Source organism: Pandoraea cepalis (assembly GCF_902459665.1).
GTDB classification, from domain to species: domain Bacteria; phylum Pseudomonadota; class Gammaproteobacteria; order Burkholderiales; family Burkholderiaceae; genus Pandoraea; species Pandoraea cepalis.
The window spans coordinates 59,901-76,180 of the sequence record NZ_CABPSL010000016.1 but is presented as its reverse complement, the minus strand read 5'-3'; the positions used below and the strand labels follow the sequence as shown (position 1 = coordinate 76,180).

At 65.1% G+C, this 16,280-nt stretch carries 17 protein-coding genes; 6 read left to right on the top strand and 11 right to left on the bottom strand.

Annotated elements, in window-relative coordinates:
* Positions 1-25 precede the first annotated feature (25 nt).
* The 10 genes from PCE31106_RS18200 to PCE31106_RS18155 all read right to left on the bottom strand — a co-directional run bounded on the left by PCE31106_RS18200 (position 26) and on the right by PCE31106_RS18155 (position 7,985).
* Positions 26-505 (bottom strand): outer membrane lipoprotein, encoded by a 480-nt coding sequence (locus tag PCE31106_RS18200; RefSeq protein WP_017231513.1) that lies wholly within the window; start codon positions 503-505, stop codon positions 26-28.
* A 19-nt stretch (positions 506-524) separates the two neighbouring features.
* Positions 525-1,460, bottom strand: a complete 936-nt coding sequence (locus tag PCE31106_RS18195) for a carbohydrate kinase family protein (protein ID WP_150564257.1) — start codon at positions 1,458-1,460, stop codon at positions 525-527.
* A gap of 179 nt (positions 1,461-1,639) precedes the next feature.
* Entirely contained in the window at positions 1,640-2,140 is a 501-nt protein-coding gene (tpx, locus tag PCE31106_RS18190; protein WP_017231511.1) for a thiol peroxidase, read from the bottom strand.
* Positions 2,141-2,172: 32 nt separating this feature from the next.
* Positions 2,173-3,135 (bottom strand): DUF3426 domain-containing protein, encoded by a 963-nt coding sequence (locus tag PCE31106_RS18185; RefSeq protein WP_150564256.1) that lies wholly within the window; start codon positions 3,133-3,135, stop codon positions 2,173-2,175.
* A 63-nt stretch (positions 3,136-3,198) separates the two neighbouring features.
* The gene (prmA, locus tag PCE31106_RS18180) at positions 3,199-4,092 is read right to left on the bottom strand and encodes a 50S ribosomal protein L11 methyltransferase (RefSeq protein WP_150564255.1); all 894 of its coding nucleotides are present in this window, start codon (positions 4,090-4,092) and stop codon (positions 3,199-3,201) included.
* Between the two features lie 39 nt (positions 4,093-4,131).
* Positions 4,132-5,493 carry an acetyl-CoA carboxylase biotin carboxylase subunit gene (gene accC / locus PCE31106_RS18175; protein ID WP_017231509.1) on the bottom strand — a complete coding sequence of 454 codons (1,362 nt, stop codon included), beginning with the start codon at positions 5,491-5,493 and terminating at the stop codon, positions 4,132-4,134.
* Positions 5,494-5,592: 99 nt separating this feature from the next.
* Positions 5,593-6,054: an acetyl-CoA carboxylase biotin carboxyl carrier protein gene (gene accB / locus PCE31106_RS18170; RefSeq protein WP_017231508.1), complete on the bottom strand. Its 462-nt coding sequence runs from the start codon at positions 6,052-6,054 to the stop codon at positions 5,593-5,595.
* Positions 6,055-6,123: 69 nt separating this feature from the next.
* Positions 6,124-6,570 carry a type II 3-dehydroquinate dehydratase gene (gene aroQ, locus PCE31106_RS18165; RefSeq protein WP_017231507.1) on the bottom strand — a complete coding sequence of 149 codons (447 nt, stop codon included), beginning with the start codon at positions 6,568-6,570 and terminating at the stop codon, positions 6,124-6,126.
* Positions 6,571-6,702: 132 nt separating this feature from the next.
* On the bottom strand, positions 6,703-7,227 hold the full coding sequence (locus PCE31106_RS18160) for a TlpA family protein disulfide reductase (protein WP_150564254.1): 525 nt from the start codon (positions 7,225-7,227) through the stop codon (positions 6,703-6,705).
* A 101-nt stretch (positions 7,228-7,328) separates the two neighbouring features.
* Entirely contained in the window at positions 7,329-7,985 is a 657-nt protein-coding gene (locus PCE31106_RS18155; RefSeq protein ID WP_174975285.1) for a UDP-N-acetylmuramate--alanine ligase, read from the bottom strand.
* 120 nt (positions 7,986-8,105) lie between these two features.
* Here PCE31106_RS18155 and mpl point away from each other — a divergent pair, with 120 nt between their 5' ends.
* From mpl to mtgA, 6 genes are all read left to right on the top strand, one after another.
* Positions 8,106-9,488, top strand: a complete 1,383-nt coding sequence (gene mpl / locus PCE31106_RS18150; RefSeq protein ID WP_150564253.1) for a UDP-N-acetylmuramate:L-alanyl-gamma-D-glutamyl-meso-diaminopimelate ligase — start codon at positions 8,106-8,108, stop codon at positions 9,486-9,488.
* 49 nt (positions 9,489-9,537) lie between these two features.
* Complete coding sequence (locus tag PCE31106_RS18145) at positions 9,538-10,149, top strand: YqiA/YcfP family alpha/beta fold hydrolase (protein WP_017231503.1); 612 nt, start codon at positions 9,538-9,540, stop codon at positions 10,147-10,149.
* Between the two features lie 77 nt (positions 10,150-10,226).
* Positions 10,227-12,455, top strand: a complete 2,229-nt coding sequence (locus PCE31106_RS18140; protein WP_150564252.1) for a ribonuclease catalytic domain-containing protein — start codon at positions 10,227-10,229, stop codon at positions 12,453-12,455.
* Positions 12,449-13,408: an energy transducer TonB gene (locus PCE31106_RS18135; RefSeq protein ID WP_017231501.1), complete on the top strand. Its 960-nt coding sequence runs from the start codon at positions 12,449-12,451 to the stop codon at positions 13,406-13,408. Before PCE31106_RS18140 ends, PCE31106_RS18135 begins: the two co-directional genes overlap by 7 nt.
* 212 nt (positions 13,409-13,620) lie before the next feature.
* Positions 13,621-14,493, top strand: a complete 873-nt coding sequence (aroE, locus tag PCE31106_RS18130; RefSeq protein ID WP_150564251.1) for a shikimate dehydrogenase — start codon at positions 13,621-13,623, stop codon at positions 14,491-14,493.
* 8 nt (positions 14,494-14,501) lie between these two features.
* Positions 14,502-15,242 (top strand): monofunctional biosynthetic peptidoglycan transglycosylase, encoded by a 741-nt coding sequence (gene mtgA / locus PCE31106_RS18125; protein WP_150564250.1) that lies wholly within the window; start codon positions 14,502-14,504, stop codon positions 15,240-15,242.
* Between the two features lie 59 nt (positions 15,243-15,301).
* Here the strand turns inward: mtgA and PCE31106_RS18120 are convergent, their stop codons facing one another.
* Positions 15,302-16,177 (bottom strand): mechanosensitive ion channel family protein, encoded by an 876-nt coding sequence (locus PCE31106_RS18120; RefSeq protein ID WP_017231746.1) that lies wholly within the window; start codon positions 16,175-16,177, stop codon positions 15,302-15,304.
* Positions 16,178-16,280: the final 103 nt, after the last annotated feature.

The following is a 16,280-nucleotide window of genomic DNA, read 5'->3' as shown; positions in this document are numbered from 1 at the left end:
TCGCAGCGGGTTTTTTCATGCGGCCTTAGTGCGTCACGCGCGTGACGCCGCCGCTCGAGAGCAGACGCACGCGCTGACCCGGCTGGAATGCTTCGTCCGCATCCTGTGTGATGGCGCGCAGCTCGCCGTTGTCGAGTCGCACGGTAATCTCCAGGCCCGCCTTCTTGCTCATGCGGTTTTCGACGGCTTGCCCCGCAACCGCACCCAACAGACCGCCGATGATGCCCGTCGCGATCGAGCCGCGACCGCCACCAATGGCGCTGCCGCCGACGGCGCCCAGCGCACCGCCGCCCACCACGCCGAGAATCCCCGGATCGCCGTTGCTGCTATCGATCGTGACCGGGCGCACCGATTCGACGGTGCCCATGCGCACAACCTGCTCGCGTTGCGCTTGGCGGCTGTTGTAGACACTCGCGGAATTGCTCGGACCGAACGCCGTGCAGGCGGACAGGGAGAGCGACGCTGCGGCGGTGAGAATAAGGAAGGGTGTGGTCAGTCGTGCCATCGTTGTGTTTATCCTGAAATCATACGAAGCGGTAGCCGAACGCGGCTTCATATTGCGCCTCGATCTCGGCGCGCGTCGGCGCGTAAGTCTGCGGACCTTGCTCGGCAATCTTGAGCGAACCCATCAGGCTGGCCAGACGGCCGGCGGTGGGCCAGTCGAGGCCCTTTTCGATACCGTACAGCAACCCGCCGCGGAAGGCGTCGCCGCACCCGGTGGGGTCGACGACTCGCTTGGCTTTGACGGCAGGAATGTCGTGTTGCTTGCCGCCGGCGAAGATCAGCGCGCCGTGTTCTCCGCGCGTTACGACCAGTGCCTCGACACGCGACTGGAGGTCGTCCATCGGCCAGCCGGTCTTCGTGCAGAGGAGCTTGGCTTCGTAGTCGTTGACCGCGAGGTAGGTGGCGAGTTCCACCATGCGACGCAGGGCCTCAGGCGAGAGCAACGGCAGGCCCTGACCCGGATCGAACAGGAACGGCACCCCGGCGACGGCGAAGCCTTCGGCGTGAGTGAGCATGGCGTCGGGGGCGTCCGGGGCAACGATGCCGAGCGTCGCGCCGCTGACATCGGCCACGCGGTTGCGCGACGAGAACATCATCGCCCCCGGGTGGAAGGCGGTGATCTGGTTGTTGTCCAGATCGGTCGTGATCATCGCATTGGCGGTCATGCTGTCCGCGACCACGCGAACGAATTCCGTCGTCATGCCGAGCGACTGGAAGCGCTCGACGTAGGGTGCACCATCTTCGCCGACGGTGGCCATGACGACCGGCGAGCCGCCCAGCAGATGCAGGCTGTAGCCAATGTTGCCGGCGCAGCCGCCGAAGTTGCGGCGCATCGTCGGCACGAGGAAGCTGACGTTCAGGATGTGTACCTGATCGGGGAGGATGTGCTCGCCGAAGCGGCCTTCGAACGTCATGATGTTGTCGTAGGCGAGCGAGCCGCAGATCACGGTAGTCACGGGGGAGATCCTTGCGAAAGGTAAGCGGGGGCCAATCAGGGAGGGCAGACGGTTGGCCAGTCGCGCTGCCGGGTCATGCTAAAAACGGGCCGGTGCATTTGCCGCACCGGCACGGGAACTGCCATCTGGCGCGCACCGATTTTACCGGGCGGGCCAGCGATACGCCGAGGGGCGATGGCTTACGACAACGCGGCCAGCGCGGCGTCGTAGTTCGGCTCGTTCTTGATCTCGGGCACGAGTTCGGCGTGGACGACGCGGTTATCGGCGTCGAGCACGACAACGGCACGGGCCGACACGCCGGCGAGCGGGCCGGTGGTGATTGCCACGCCGTAATGCTTGAGGAACTCGCGGCCACGCATGGTCGAGAGCGTGACCACGTTGTTCAGGCCTTCGGTCGCGCAGAAGCGGCTCATGGCGAACGGCAGGTCAGCCGAGATCACGAGCACGACCGTGTTCTCGAGCTTGCCCGCGGCTTCGTTGAACTTGCGGGTCGAGGTGGCGCAGGTCGGCGTGTCGAGGCTCGGCACGATGTTGAGCACCTTGCGCTTGCCTGCGAAATCGTCGAGCGAGACGTCCTGCAACTTGGCATTGACCAGCGAAAAAGCCGGAGCGGTCTGCCCCTTTTGCGGGAACTGGCCGTCGACTTCGATGGGGTTGCCCCCGAGTGTGACTTGGGACATCAATATCTCCTAGGTTGAGTGCAACAGCGCTATCACGGATAGAACGCGAGCACCCGATAGTTACTGGCTAGCGCTGCCTGCGCCGTCAATCGTAACCGAATCGTGCGTTCGTTGTGTGGCGCCAGACCGGCGTCATGCTGCGCTGTATCGGTGACGTAGTCGCTCGCCGAAAACACGCGTCGCACGACCGGCTTGCCGTCGATGTCCGACAGCGTGAGTTCGAGCGACGGCCAGGCCACGGCATAGTCGGCTTGATTGCGCATGAACACGGTGAGCGTCATTGGCACGGCGTCGTCTGAGGCCGTGGCGCTCGCTGGCGTACCGGTTGTCGCATCGCTCGCGTCACTCCCGTCGGTCGTGCCGGGCGCGTCGGTGACCAGCGTCACGCTCGAGATCTGAACCTTGTCCGGCTGACGCGGCGGCGCGATCGGCACATGCATCGGGCGTCCGAGCGTCGCGAACACGCCGCGCAACGCCGGCACGCGATCGACGAGTGCGGCGCGCTCGACCCACGCCCACTGGGCGATCAGACCGACGACGGCCAGCGCGATCAGCGCACGCCAGATCACGCGACCGACGCCGGGGCGACGTGCCTGTCCGGCAAGAGCAACGGACGTCGGCGAGTCGGCAGACGCGACGGAAGCTGACGACGTCATGGACGCAGTGGGCGCCACAAGAACCGTGGCATCGTCGTCATCGATGTAGCGACCCGGGCCATGTCGCATCTGCGCCAGGCTCTCGTCCGGCGTGCCCAGCAGTGCAGCGATCGCCGTGGGCGTGAGCATCTCGGGCACCGGGGGGCGTTCGGCGGGCGCGGCTTCCGCCTCGTGCTCTTCGCCGGGCGGCTCGCACAGGTAGGCATGTCCGTCGAATACTTCACGACAGTTGCCGCAGCGCACGAGACCGTCGCGCAGCTTGAGCTGATCCGCTACGACGCGAAAGACGGTATGGCAGTGAGGGCAGCGGGTAGCGAGAACGCGCGAGGACTGGGCCATGGGAGTCGGGGGCATCGGGGGATTCGAGGGCGAGGACCCGAAGACTCGGCGCGTCGTGGGCGACTAGCCGGCGGCCTGCCCGTGCAGGCAGACCCAGCCATCGTGAGCACGCCAGACCGACATCTTCATATAGGGGGCGTAGGCGGCGATCACCTCGTCCGCTTGCCGCTCCAACACGCCAGACAGCGCGAGCCGTCCGCCCGGTGCCACGCGCGATGTCAGCATCGACGCGAGCAGTTTGAGCGGATTCGACAGGATGTTGGCGACCACGATATTGAATTGACCGTCGCGCAGGTCGGCGGGCAGTCCGTATTCGACGCTCGCGTGATTGCGCTCACTGTTATAGCGCGCAGACTCGACGGCCTGCGGATCGATGTCGATACCGACGACCGGATCGGCGTCGCACTTGCGCGCCAGAATGGCCAGAATGCCCGAGCCGCAGCCGTAGTCGAGCAACGACTGACCCGCCTCAACGTGCTGTTCGAGCCACTCCATGCACAGCCGCGTGGTCGGGTGGCTGCCGGTCCCGAACGCAAGGCCCGGATCGAGTTCGAGGATAAGCGCATCGGCGTTAGGGGCGTCGTGCCACGACGGCACGACCCAGATACGCTGGCCGATCTGTATGGGCTCAAACTGCGATTGCGTCAGGCGCACCCAGTCCTGTTCTTCTACGTCGCGCAACGTGAACGCGGGCGACTCGGTGAGCCCCAATTCGTTGACGGCCGCCGCGAGCAGCACGGCGGCGTCCTGGTCTTCCCCCACCAGCGCGACCACGCGCGAGTGTTGCCACGCGGTGTCGGGCGGGGTCAGGCCCGGCTCGCCGAACATCGGTTGCTCGTCGGGCGTGTCGGCATCCGCATCTTCCACGGAGACCGACAGCACGCCCAGATCGAGCAGGGCGTCCGACAGGGCCTCGGCTTGGGCGCGGGCAACTTCTACGACGAGTTCGCGATACATGGCGAGTGATTTCCTGCTGATAAACGGCTGATGAACAGCTCAGTTGCCGCCGACGGCAGATTTCTGCGCCAGCTTGTGTTCCAGATAATGGATGCTCGTGCCGCCTTCGACAAACTTGGCGTCGAGCATCAGTTCCCGGTGCAGCGGAATGTTCGTCTGGATACCTTCGATCACGATTTCCGATAGCGCGACACGCATGCGACGGATGGCCTGATCGCGCGTTGCTCCGTAGGCGATCAGCTTGCCGATCATCGAATCGTAGTTCGGCGGCACGAAGTAGCCGTTATAGGCGTGCGAGTCGACGCGGATGCCAGGGCCCCCCGGCATGTGCCAGGCGGTAATGCGACCGGGCGACGGCGTGAACTTGAACGGATCTTCGGCGTTGATACGGCACTCGATCGCGTGACCCTGGAACTGGATGTCGCGCTGACGGAAGGCGAGCTTCTCGCCGGCCGCAATGCGGATCTGTTCCTGCACGATATCGACACCGGTGATCATTTCCGTGACCGGGTGTTCGACCTGCACACGCGTGTTCATTTCGATGAAGTAGAACTCACCGTTCTCGAACAGGAATTCGAACGTGCCGGCGCCGACGTAGCCCATCTTCTTGCAGGCATCGGCGCAGCGATCGCCGATGCGCTCGATCAGGCGGCGCGGAATCAGCGGGGCGGTCGCCTCTTCGATCACCTTCTGATGGCGGCGCTGCATCGAGCAGTCGCGCTCGCCCAGCCAGACGGCGTTCTTGTGCTTGTCGGCGAGGATCTGGATTTCGATATGGCGCGGGTTCTCGAGGAACTTCTCCATATAGACTTCCGGATTGCCGAAGGCGCGGCCGGCTTCTTCACGGGTCATGTTGACCGCGTTCACCAGCGCCGCTTCCGTGTGCACCACGCGCATGCCGCGACCGCCGCCGCCACCGGCGGCCTTGATGATCACCGGATAGCCGACCTGGCGTGCAACACGCACGATTTCCTTCGGATCGTCGGGCAACGCGCCTTCCGAACCCGGCACGCACGGCACGCCGGTCTTGATCATCGTCTGCTTGGCCGAGACCTTGTCGCCCATCAGACGAATGGTGTCGGGGCGTGGGCCGATAAACGTGAAGCCCGATTGCTCGACACGTTCGGCGAAGTCGGCGTTCTCGGAGAGGAAGCCGTAACCCGGGTGGATGGCCTGGGCGTCGGTGACTTCCGCCGCGCTGATGAGCGCCGGCATGTTCAGATAGCTCAGCGGCGAGGGCGCCGGTCCGATACAGACGGCTTCGTCCGCGAGCTTGACGTACTTCGCTTCCTTGTCGGCTTCGGAGTAGACGACCACGGTCTTGATGCCCATCTCGCGGCACGCGCGCTGAACGCGCAGAGCGATTTCGCCGCGGTTGGCGATGAGGATTTTTTCAAACATTATGTGCAGTCCTGCCCGTAGGGGGAGAGGAGCGGGGCCGGACGCCTCGTGTCGCCGGGCGGCATTTGGCCGCGCGGGCGGGGCGTCCGACAACCGGCATTAGCCGATCACGAACAGCGGTTGACCGTATTCCACGGCCTGACCGTTCTCGACGAGGATTTCCTTGATCACGCCGGTCTTGTCCGACTCGATCTCGTTGAGCAGCTTCATCGCTTCGATGATGCACAGCGTCTGGCCTTCCTTGACCGAGTCGCCGACCTGCGCAAACGGATCGGCGCCCGGCGACGGGGCGCGGTAGAAGGTACCGACCATCGGCGACGTGACGATGTGACCTTGCGGCAGGACCGGGGCAACCGGTGCCGGTGCGGCGGGCGCTGCCGCCGGCGCTTGCGCGGCAACCTGCGGGTAGGCTGCCGGCATGGCCATCTGCATCGGGGCGGCGATCAGTTGGGGCGGCGCCTTGACGATGCGGACCTTGCCTTCGCCTTCGGTGACTTCGAGTTCGGAAATACCCGATTCGGCCACGAGGTCGATCAACGTCTTGAGTTTGCGCAAATCCATGAAGGAAGCTCCTTAATTCGGTATCGACGCGGGGGCACCCCCCGCGAGGGGAAATAGGGGATGAGACGGCTACCCGCCGGCGAGTCGCCGCAGGGCAAATTCGAGTGCGAAGGTATAGCCGCGCCAGCCCAGGCCGCAGATCACGCCTTGCGCAATATCGGAAAAGTACGAGTGATGCCGAAAGGCCTCACGGGCATGGACGTTCGAGAGATGCACCTCGACGAACGGAATGCCCACGCCGGCCAGCGCGTCGCGCATCGCCACGCTGGTATGCGTGTAGGCGGCAGGGTTGATGACGATGAAGTCGATCGACGCGTCGCGTGCCGCCTGAATCCGGTCAACCAGTGCGCCTTCGTGATTGCTCTGGAATGTCGTCACCTCAGCACCTGCCGCCTTGGCTTGCGCCTCGAGCGCCGCGTCGATGTCGGCCAGCGTCGTACGACCGTACACCGCCGGCTCGCGAGTACCGAGCAGGTTGAGATTGGGACCGTGGAGCACAAGAATGCGGTGAGGCATCGGCGAATCAAATTTCACGAAATTGGGCGCAATTAAACGCCAGTTGGTGGATTTTGTCCAGTGGGGTGAAAATGAAGCCCCGTCGGTCACGTCTGGCGGGACTTCCCGCGCGCCCGGCTGGACGGCGCGATGTCAGCGCGTCGGCCTGAGGGCCGAGCGCACTTCATCCGACGTAATACGGCCGAGCTTCTGGTAGTGCAAGCGGCCTTGAGGATCAACCACGACGGTATACGGTAGCGCGCCCGCCTTGTTGCCCAGTGCGCGGGCGAGGTCGGTGCCTGCGTAGCCCGCCACGAGGAGCGGGTAATCAACCTTCACCTTTTGCTCGAACGCGATCATGTTCGGGGCAGTATCAATGCCGATTCCTACGAATTGGACGTTTTTTCCCTTGAATTCACTCGAAAGTGCCTGGAGATCGGGCATTTCCTCCACGCAGGGCCCGCACCATGGAGCCCAGAAGTTGATGACCAGCGTTTTGCCACGCCATTGCGAGATGGCCTGCTCGTTGCCCGCCAAGTCGGGAAGCCGCGTGGCGAGCAGTTGGGCGACAGCGGCATCGGGCGCGTTTGCAGGCGCCTGGTTTCGATGGCCGAACCAAAAGCCGGCCGCCAGCCCCGCGAGCGCCAGAATCAGCAGAGGAACGATGCGTTTTACCATGATGGATGGGGCGGAAGTGGCGGGAAATAGACGTTAGACGGATGGCAATTACGGAGAATGGCGACAGGTTGATGGCCATGTTGCCGACATTCGGGCGAAGGTCAGTGGTTGGATGCCTGCTCCATGGCCTCTGCGCCGTCGATCAGTGTGCTCAGGCCGTGCGCATCGACGCGCACGGGGCGGCCATTCCCGTCGGTGGCCTTGAGTGCGCCGCGCATGTCGTCGAGGGAATACAAGGACAGGTGCACGCCGGCGGGTTCGCCGCGCTGCCCCCGCTCGCGCCACAGGAAACTCAGCGTCTCGACCATGCCGCGACCATTGAAGTGGCGACTTTCCGAGACCTCGTAATCGATACCCCGGTTCAACAGATCGATGGCGACTTCCTTTGGATTGTCGCAAAATGCCTGCAAATAGATATCAGATAGTGACGTTGCCGTGCCGTTATACACGGCACCAGTAATATAAGGCCGGTAGCGCGCCAGTGCCGTCATGACCGTTAACGCGACCTGACGCAAATGCGCCAGCTCAGCCGGCTGCGTGTCCGAGAGGAACGTCTGCACGTACTCGCGGACTTCCGCTTCGATTTGGTCGTTATCCGGCAGCAACTCACCCGCAATCCGCGCCTCGCCGGTCACTTGCTTCGCCGCCTTGCGTTTCGCGGTGGCATAGTCAGCGCCCTCCTCGGCGATGAGGCGGGCGGCCACCAGAGCGATTTCCTCGCGCAGGCGTTGGGCGTCGGACCAGGATTTGCGTGTCATGCGCACGATGATACCCGAAAGGCATTGCGCTTCCCGCCGCAGGTACAATGGCGATTCTGGCTGTTCGGCCTCCCCCATTTCCCGCACGGGCTCGGCCCGTCCTCACCTCGCTCCCCATCCATGCATATTCATATTCTTGGCATCTGCGGCACGTTCATGGGCGGTCTCGCGGTGCTCGCCCGGCAGGCCGGTCACACCGTCACCGGTTGCGACGCGAACGTCTATCCGCCGATGAGCACCCAGCTAGAGGCGCAGGGCATTCGGCTGATCGAAGGGTTTGACGCCGATCAGGTCTCGCTCAAACCCGACCTGTTCGTCATCGGTAACGTGGTGTCGCGCGGCAACCCGCTGATGGAAGAGATCCTCAATCGGAATCTGCCGTACACGTCGGGCCCACAATGGCTCGGCGAGCATGTGCTGTCGAAGAAGTGGGTGCTGGCCGTGGCGGGAACGCACGGGAAGACGACGACGACATCGATGCTCGCCTGGATTCTCGAAGATGCGGGCTACCAACCGGGCTTCCTCGTCGGCGGTGTGCCGATGAACTTCGGCATTTCGGCGCGACTGACCGACAGCGACTTCTTCGTGATCGAGGCCGACGAATACGATACGGCGTTCTTCGACAAGCGCTCCAAGTTCGTTCATTACCATCCGCGCACCGCGATCCTGAATAACCTTGAGTTCGATCACGCCGACATCTTCCCCGATCTGACGGCGATCGAGACGCAATTCCATCATCTGGTGCGCACCGTGCCGGGCCAGGGCCGCCTTATCGTCAACGGTCGCGAGGCTGCGCTCGAGCGCGTGCTGGCGCGCGGCTGCTGGAGCGAGGTGGAGCGCTTCGGTGTGGCCGACGGCTGGCATGTCGCCCAGGCCAACGACACACTCGCGGCGGGACAAGAGGCGTTCTGGGCCCACCATGGGGCGATGGCCGCCGGGGAAGTGAAGTGGTTGCTGCAGGGCGAGCACAACCGGATGAACGCGCTGGCGGCGTTGGCTGCCGCACGGCACGTGGGTGTGCCGCCGGAGCAGGGGGCGGCATCGCTGGGCAAGTTCCAGAATGTGAAGCGTCGTATGGAGGTGCGCGGCGAAGCGGCCGGCGTCACTGTTTACGACGATTTTGCGCATCATCCGACCGCCATTCAGACGACGCTGGCCGGACTGCGACGCCGCGCCGGCACCGCCCGCATTCTGGCGGTGCTCGAGCCGCGCTCGAATACGATGAAGCTGGGCGTGATGAAGGCGCAATTGCCGGCCAGCCTTGCCGATGCCGACCTGGTGTTCGGCTACGGCGCGCCGTCCGGGAAGGACGCCCTCGGCTGGAATCTGACCGAGGCGCTCGCTCCGCTCGGCGCGCGTGCGCAGGCGTTCAGCGACATCGACGGACTGGTGCGCGCGGTGAGCGCGGCAGCGCGTCCGGGGGACCAGATCGTGGTGATGAGCAACGGCGGCTTCGGCGGCATTCACCAGAAATTGCTCGATGCACTGGCGGCGCGCGCCTGATTTGCGTGCCTTGGCGTCCGGGTACTGACCAGCTTTTATCGGGGCTCACATGATTCTCTATTTGCACGGCTTCCGTTCGTCGCCGCGCTCCTTCAAGGCGCAATTGATGGCCGCGCGCATGCACCGCCTCGGCCTGGGGCGCGAGTGGGCTTGCCCGCAATTGCCGCCGTCGCCGCTGGCCGCGGTCGTCGACGCGCAGCGTCTGCTCACCGGCGTGAAGGCCGACGAGTTGACCATCGTGGGCAGCTCGCTCGGCGGCTACTACGCCACGTATCTGGCCGAGAAGCTCGGTTGCCGCGCGGTGCTGCTCAATCCGGCCACGCGCCCGTACGACGATCTGGGCAAGTGGCTGGGCGAGCAGCCGATGTGGCATGGCGGCGGCACTATCGTCGTTGAGCCGCGTCACCTGGACGAGCTGCGCATGATCGACGTGGCCCAGATCACGCGTCCCGAGCGCTACTACCTTGTGGCCGCGACCGGCGACCAGACCCTCGACTACCGAGACATGGTGGCGAAGTTTCCGGGCGCGAAGCTCACGGTGATCGACGGCAGCGACCACGGTATTTCCGATTTCGCCAACTATATGGACGACGTGCTGCGCTTCGCCGGCATCGACGTTCCCCCCTCGCCCGGTGCCGCCGGTCCGTTCGCGGGCGAATAACGCGTTTGCCCCTTCCGCCCTAAACCGCCGCAGGTTGGCGGGCTACAATGTCGCCTATTGCGATCGATGGCTGTTTCATGAATATTTTTTTTGAGGAATCCGGCGGCTTCAAGGCTGGCACGGTGTTGTCGCAGCAAGGTGAGTCGTACCAGGTGGAGCTGCCCGGTGGACGCCGCAGCAAGATCAAGGGGCGCGACGTGCTGCTGCGTTTCGAGTCGCCGTCGCCCGCGGAGCTGATGACGCAGGCGCACGCCGCCGCACAGGACATCGATATGAGTTTCCTGTGGGAATGCGCGCCTGCCGAGGAGTTCGCGTTCCCGGTGCTCGCTGCCGAGTATTTCGGCGAAGGCGCCGGCGTTGCGCAACAGGCCGGGCTCGCGCTGGCGCTGCAGGCTTCGCCGGTGTACTTCCGCCGAAAAGGCCGCGGTCAGTACCAACGCGCGCCGGAGGAACAACTGCAGGCCGCGCTCGCGGGACTCGCCCGCAAGCAACAGCAGGCGGAATTGCAGGCCGTGTATGCCGATCAACTGATCGCCGGCACGCTGCCCGACGCGCTCAAGGGCAAGGAACTGCTGCTGCTGTTCCGTCCCGACAAGAACACCATCGAGTGGAAGGCGCTCGACGCCGCCGCCATGGCGCTGGGCAAGACGCACGCCGAGGTGATGCTCGCCTGCGGCGGCATTTCGTCGCCGCGCGCGTATCACGAGGCGGCGTTCCTCTACGAACACTTCCCGCGCGGCACCGGCTTCCCGGAACTCGGGCCGATCCCGGTACCCGGCGACGACTTGCCGCTGGCCGACGTGCAGGCGTTCTCCATCGACGATTCGACGACGACCGAGATCGACGACGCCCTCTCGGTGCAGGTACTGCCCGATGGGCTGTTGCGTGTGGGCATCCACATTGCGGCGCCGGCACTCGGCATTACGCGGGGTGACGCCATTGATGAGATCGCGCGCGCGCGTCTGTCGACGGTCTATGCGCCGGGCGAAAAGATCACGATGCTCCCCGATGCGATAGTCGAGGCGTACACGCTTGCCGAGGGCGGCGCGCGTCCGGCACTGTCGCTGTATGTCGTGGTCAAGGCTGACACGTACGAGATCGTGGCGACGGAAACGCATGCCGAGCGGGTGCCGATCTCGGCAAACCTGCGTCACAACGAACTCGACGCGATCATCACGGCCGAGACGCTGGCCGATGGCAGCGGCGAGTATCCGCACAAGGAAGCGCTGCGGCTGTTGTGGCCGTTCGCGCAGTCGCTCTACGAGAAACGTCAGGCCGCGCGCGTGGGTTATGGCCTGCGTCCGGAAGTGCAGAACAAGACCGACTTCAATTTCTACGTCGAAGGCGAGCAGGTCACGATCAAGCAGCGTATGCGCGGTGCGCCGCTGGACCTGATCGTCGCCGAGATGGCGATTCTCGCGAACAGCCGGTGGGGACGCCTGCTGGCCGAGTGCGGCGTGCCCGGCATCTATCGCGCGCAGCGTGCTTACGGCGTGAATCGCACGCGCATGCAGACATCGCCGGCGCCGCACGAAGGTCTGGGTGTCGAGCAGTACGCATGGAGCACCTCGCCGCTGCGTCGCTATGTGGATCTGGTCAACCAGTGGCAGTTGCTTGCGTGCGTGCGTCACGGCGTGACGGCCAAGCTGGCGGCACCCTTCAAGCCCAAGGATGCCGACCTGTACGTGACCGTGTCGAGCTTCGAAGCCGCCTATGCGGCTTATGCCGAGCACCAGAGCCGGATGGAGCGCTACTGGTGCCTGCGCTGGTTGATTCAGGAGAACAAGTCGCAGGTCCAGGCGAGCGTGCTCAAGGGCGACACCGTGCGCCTGAACGATATTCCGCTGACGCTGATCGTTCTGGGGCTTGGCCCGCACGCGCGCGGTACGCAGATCATGCTCGACGTGCTGTCGCTCGACGTCGTCACGCTCAGCATCTCGGTACGTGTCGCGCAGGTGCTGGGCGCCAGCCAGAACGGACTGGGCGAAGACGATGACGAAGGCGCCGGCGGTGCAGGAGACGGCGGTGGGGGTCACGATGGAGGCGATGGGGCCGAAGGTGGCGACGACGCGGGAGGGGCCGACGATGCCGACGATGCCGATGGCGCCAACGATGCGGAGGGGGCGAACGATACCGAAAGCGACGGCCGCGACGAAAGCCAGGGTGACGACGACGTCGCCTCGGCCTCGGCCGACGTCACCGCCGCGGCGTCGCAAACCGTTGATGTTGCGTCCGGCACTTCGTCGCTTGCTGCCGCGCTGATGGTGGCGGGGGGGCGCGACGCGTCTCCCGGTTCGGCGTGCTGAAACCCGCTCTCGCGGCAGGCAACCTGCGCGCGGCGCGCCGCCGCGGCGGGTCGCTGATGCGCGAGCATCCGCTTGCCACGGGCCTGGCATTTTCCGCGCTGGTCCACCTGCTCGCGCTGGCGGTGCATTTCGTCGCGCCCGACAGTTTCCGACTGCATAGTGCGGACACGCCGCTCGATGTCGTCCTCGTCAACGCGAAGTCGGCCAACGCCCCCGACAAGGCCACGGCGCTCGCGCAGGCCAACCTCGTGGGCGGCGGCGAGCACGACGGCGAGCGTGCGACATCACCGCTGCCGTCACGCGCGCTCGATCGCGACGGCGCGCCCATCGCGCAAATCCAGCGCAACGTGAGCGAACTGGAAGCGACGCAGGAAAAGCTGCTGACGCAACTGCGCAATCAATACGCCGCCACGCCGGCGTCGCAGCGGCATCGCGCCGACGCGCCGCAGCGCGGGCAAGGACTCGACGATCAGAACGTCGACCAGAAGATCGCCCGTCTGCAGGCGGAAATCGACAAGCAGTTGCGCGCCTATCAGACCCGCCCGAAACGCGGCCAGGTCACAGCCAATACCCGTGAAGTGGCGTATGCGCGCTATTTCGACACGCTGCGTCATCGCGTAGAGCGCTACGGCACGGAGCATTTTCCCCAGATCGGCAACGAGCGTCTCTATGGCGAGCTGATCGTCACGCTTAACGTCAATCAGCGGGGCGGGCTCGGCTATCACAAGGACGGTTGGAATGTCGCGGGCGTGGAAGTCACGCGAAGCTCCGGCAATCGCGATCTCGACCGCCGCGCGGTGGCGATCGTACAGGCCAGTGCGCCGTTTGGCGACTTCTCGCCCGAGATGCGGCAGCGCTATGACATTCTCGAGATCGTGACGCGGATGACCTTCTCGCGCCAGGGGGTGCAGGCCGAGACGCTTGCGTCGCCGTCGGTCGCTGCGGCGCGGTAGGGCGCCACGGGCGAATCGTCGGCAAACGCCCGAAGCCACAGCGACGCTGCGTGTACTATTCGATGACATTCGCGCGGTTTGTCGGCAACGTGATGTGAAGGTTTCCGGCGACCGATGCCTGCCGAGTCACGGCCAAACACCGTATCTGATGCACGTGGACGCAAGTAATTGCGGCGCCTGGGCGAAAGCCAGGCGCCGCGTCTTTGACAACGATGACAAACCAAACGCCCTCCGGGGAACTGCAGGCCGATCGCTACGCCGTGATCGGTCATCCCGTCGAACACAGCCAGTCGCCGTTCATTCACGCCGAGTTCGCGCGCGAAACCGGCCAGCATCTCACCTATGAGCGCCTGCTCGCGCCGCTCGATGCGTTTGCCGCCACCGTGCGCACCTTTATCGACAACGGTGCTCGCGGGGCCAACGTCACCGTCCCGTTCAAGCTCGAGGCCCACGCGTTGGCGGATCGTCTGACCGAACGCGCGCAGGCGGCGGGCGCCGTCAACACGCTGGTGTTCGACGCGCAGGGCATCACGGGCGACAACACTGACGGCGTGGGGCTCGTGCGCGATATTGAGGGACCGCTGGGCGTATCGCTCAAGGGCCGGCGCGTGTTGCTGCTGGGCGCCGGCGGTGCGTCGCGCGGGGCAATGTTGCCGCTGATCGAGGCGGGGCCGGCGGCGCTGTTTGTCGCCAATCGCACGGCCGCGCGCGCCGACGAACTCGTCGCACGGTTCGCCAACGCCGCTGAGCGCCATGGCGTGGCGCTCGCCGGTGGCGGATGGGACGCGGTCCCCGCGGCGTTCGATGTCGTCATTAACGCCACGGCCGGTAGCCTTCAAGGCGACGTACCGCCGCTGCCTGCGGGCGTCTATGCGGAAGGGGCGCTTGCCTATGACATGATGTACGGCGCGCAGCCAACGGTGTTCATGACGCACGCATTGGCGGCCGGGGCGACGCGCGCGGCCGACGGTCTCGGCATGCTCGTCGAGCAGGCGGCCGAAGCGTTCGCGGTGTGGCGCGGCGTGCGGCCGTCGACCGATGCCGTGCGCACCGCCTTGCGCGCCCGGCTCGCAGCGAAAGGTTGACGTTGTCGATGGCTGCGCCGCGACGCGCTTCGCGCAAAACTCGCCATCGCCGCTGGGGGCCGTGGCAGTGGACAGCCTACGTTGTCACGTTGGTCTTCGTGGGCGTGCTTGCCACGCAGCTCTATTACTTCGTGCAGATTGGCTGGTGGGTGCGTTTCGATCCGTCGTCGACGGCGTTTATGCGCGCGGCCGCCGCGCGATTGCATGAAACGGATCCGACGGCGACGCTCAAGCACCAATGGGTGCCGTACGACCAGATTTCGCGACATCTGAAGCGCGCCATCATCGCGAGCGAGGACGCGAACTTCGTCAATCACGATGGCTTCGAGATCGACGCGATGCTCGGCGCATGGGAGAAGAATCAGAAGAAGGGGCGCATCGTCGCGGGCGGCTCGACCCTCTCCCAGCAACTGGCGAAGAATCTGTTCCTGTCGAGCGAGCGAAGTTACCTGCGCAAGGCGGAAGAATTGAGCATCACGTGGATGCTCGAGTTCTGGATGACGAAGCAGCGGATCTTCGAGATCTATCTCAATTCGGTGGAGTGGGGCGAGGGCGTATTCGGCGCCGAAGCTGCGGCACGGCACTACTACGGCATTCCGGCCTCGAAGCTCTCCGCTTGGCAGGCGGCGCGGCTGGCGGTGATGTTGCCGCGTCCGCGCTACTTCGATACCCATCGCAATTCGCCGTACCTTGCGCAACGCGCCGGCGTGATCGCGCGTCGCATGGGGGCGGCGGAGTTGCCACAATAGGCGAATAGCCCCCCGCACGCAGACTTTCGCACGACGAGCACGCGCGGGCGTGTGTGGGGCTAGTGTCGCGAGGGGGCCGCGTCCGGTATCGGCTGTGCTGGCACGTGCATGACAGTGCGCGTCGGATACGGGAGTGAGCAACCCACGGCCTCGACCGTCTCCTTGACGCCGCGCTGAAGGTCCCAATAGAGGCCCCAGTAGTTACCCAGCAATGACCATACCCGCACGTTCACAATCACGGCGTTGTCGCTGACCTGCTTGACCATGATTTCCGGTGCCGGCTTGTCGAGCACTCGCGCGTCTTCTGCCACGTGGGCGCGGAGTGCCGTCATGGCGGCATCGAGATCGTCGTCGAGCGCGATGCCCACGGTGACCTCCATGCGACGCGTGGCGTTGCGGCTGAAGTTCGTGATCGGCTGGCCCCAGATCTGGTTGTTCGGCACGCAGACGTAGATGCCGTCGGCATTCGTGAGCGTGGTGGTGAACAGGCCGATTTCGTCGACGGTGCCGGCCACCGACGCGCCGGCCGTAATGTAGTCGCCGTTGCGGAACGGGCGCAGCACCAGCAGCATCGTACCCGCCGCAATATTCTGCAACGTGCCTTGTAGGGCCAGCCCGATGGCCAGGCCTGCCGCGCCGAGCACCGCGATGATGCTGGCGGTCTGCACGCCGAATTGAGCGAGCACGGCAACGAGCGTGATGATGCGCACCGACCACAGCGCGATCGACTCGATGAGCGGTTTGAGCGTTGCGTCGAAGTGGGGCGAACGGCTCAACGTTCGGTGTACGAAGCGCGCCAGTCGCTTCGCGATCCAGAAGCCGATCAACAGAATCAACACGGCCTGTACGAGCGACAGACCGTAGCGGACGGCGTTGGCCGCGAGAAAGCCCATCACGGCGTCGAAGGACGCGAGCGGGGGGGTAACCTCAGTCATATGGGGGTTCTCCGTGTTGATGGGGGCCCGAGAGCACCGATATCAAGATTGACGCGAAGCGCGCGGATTGGTTCGACCGGCGCGCGGAGCAGGTAAAATGTCG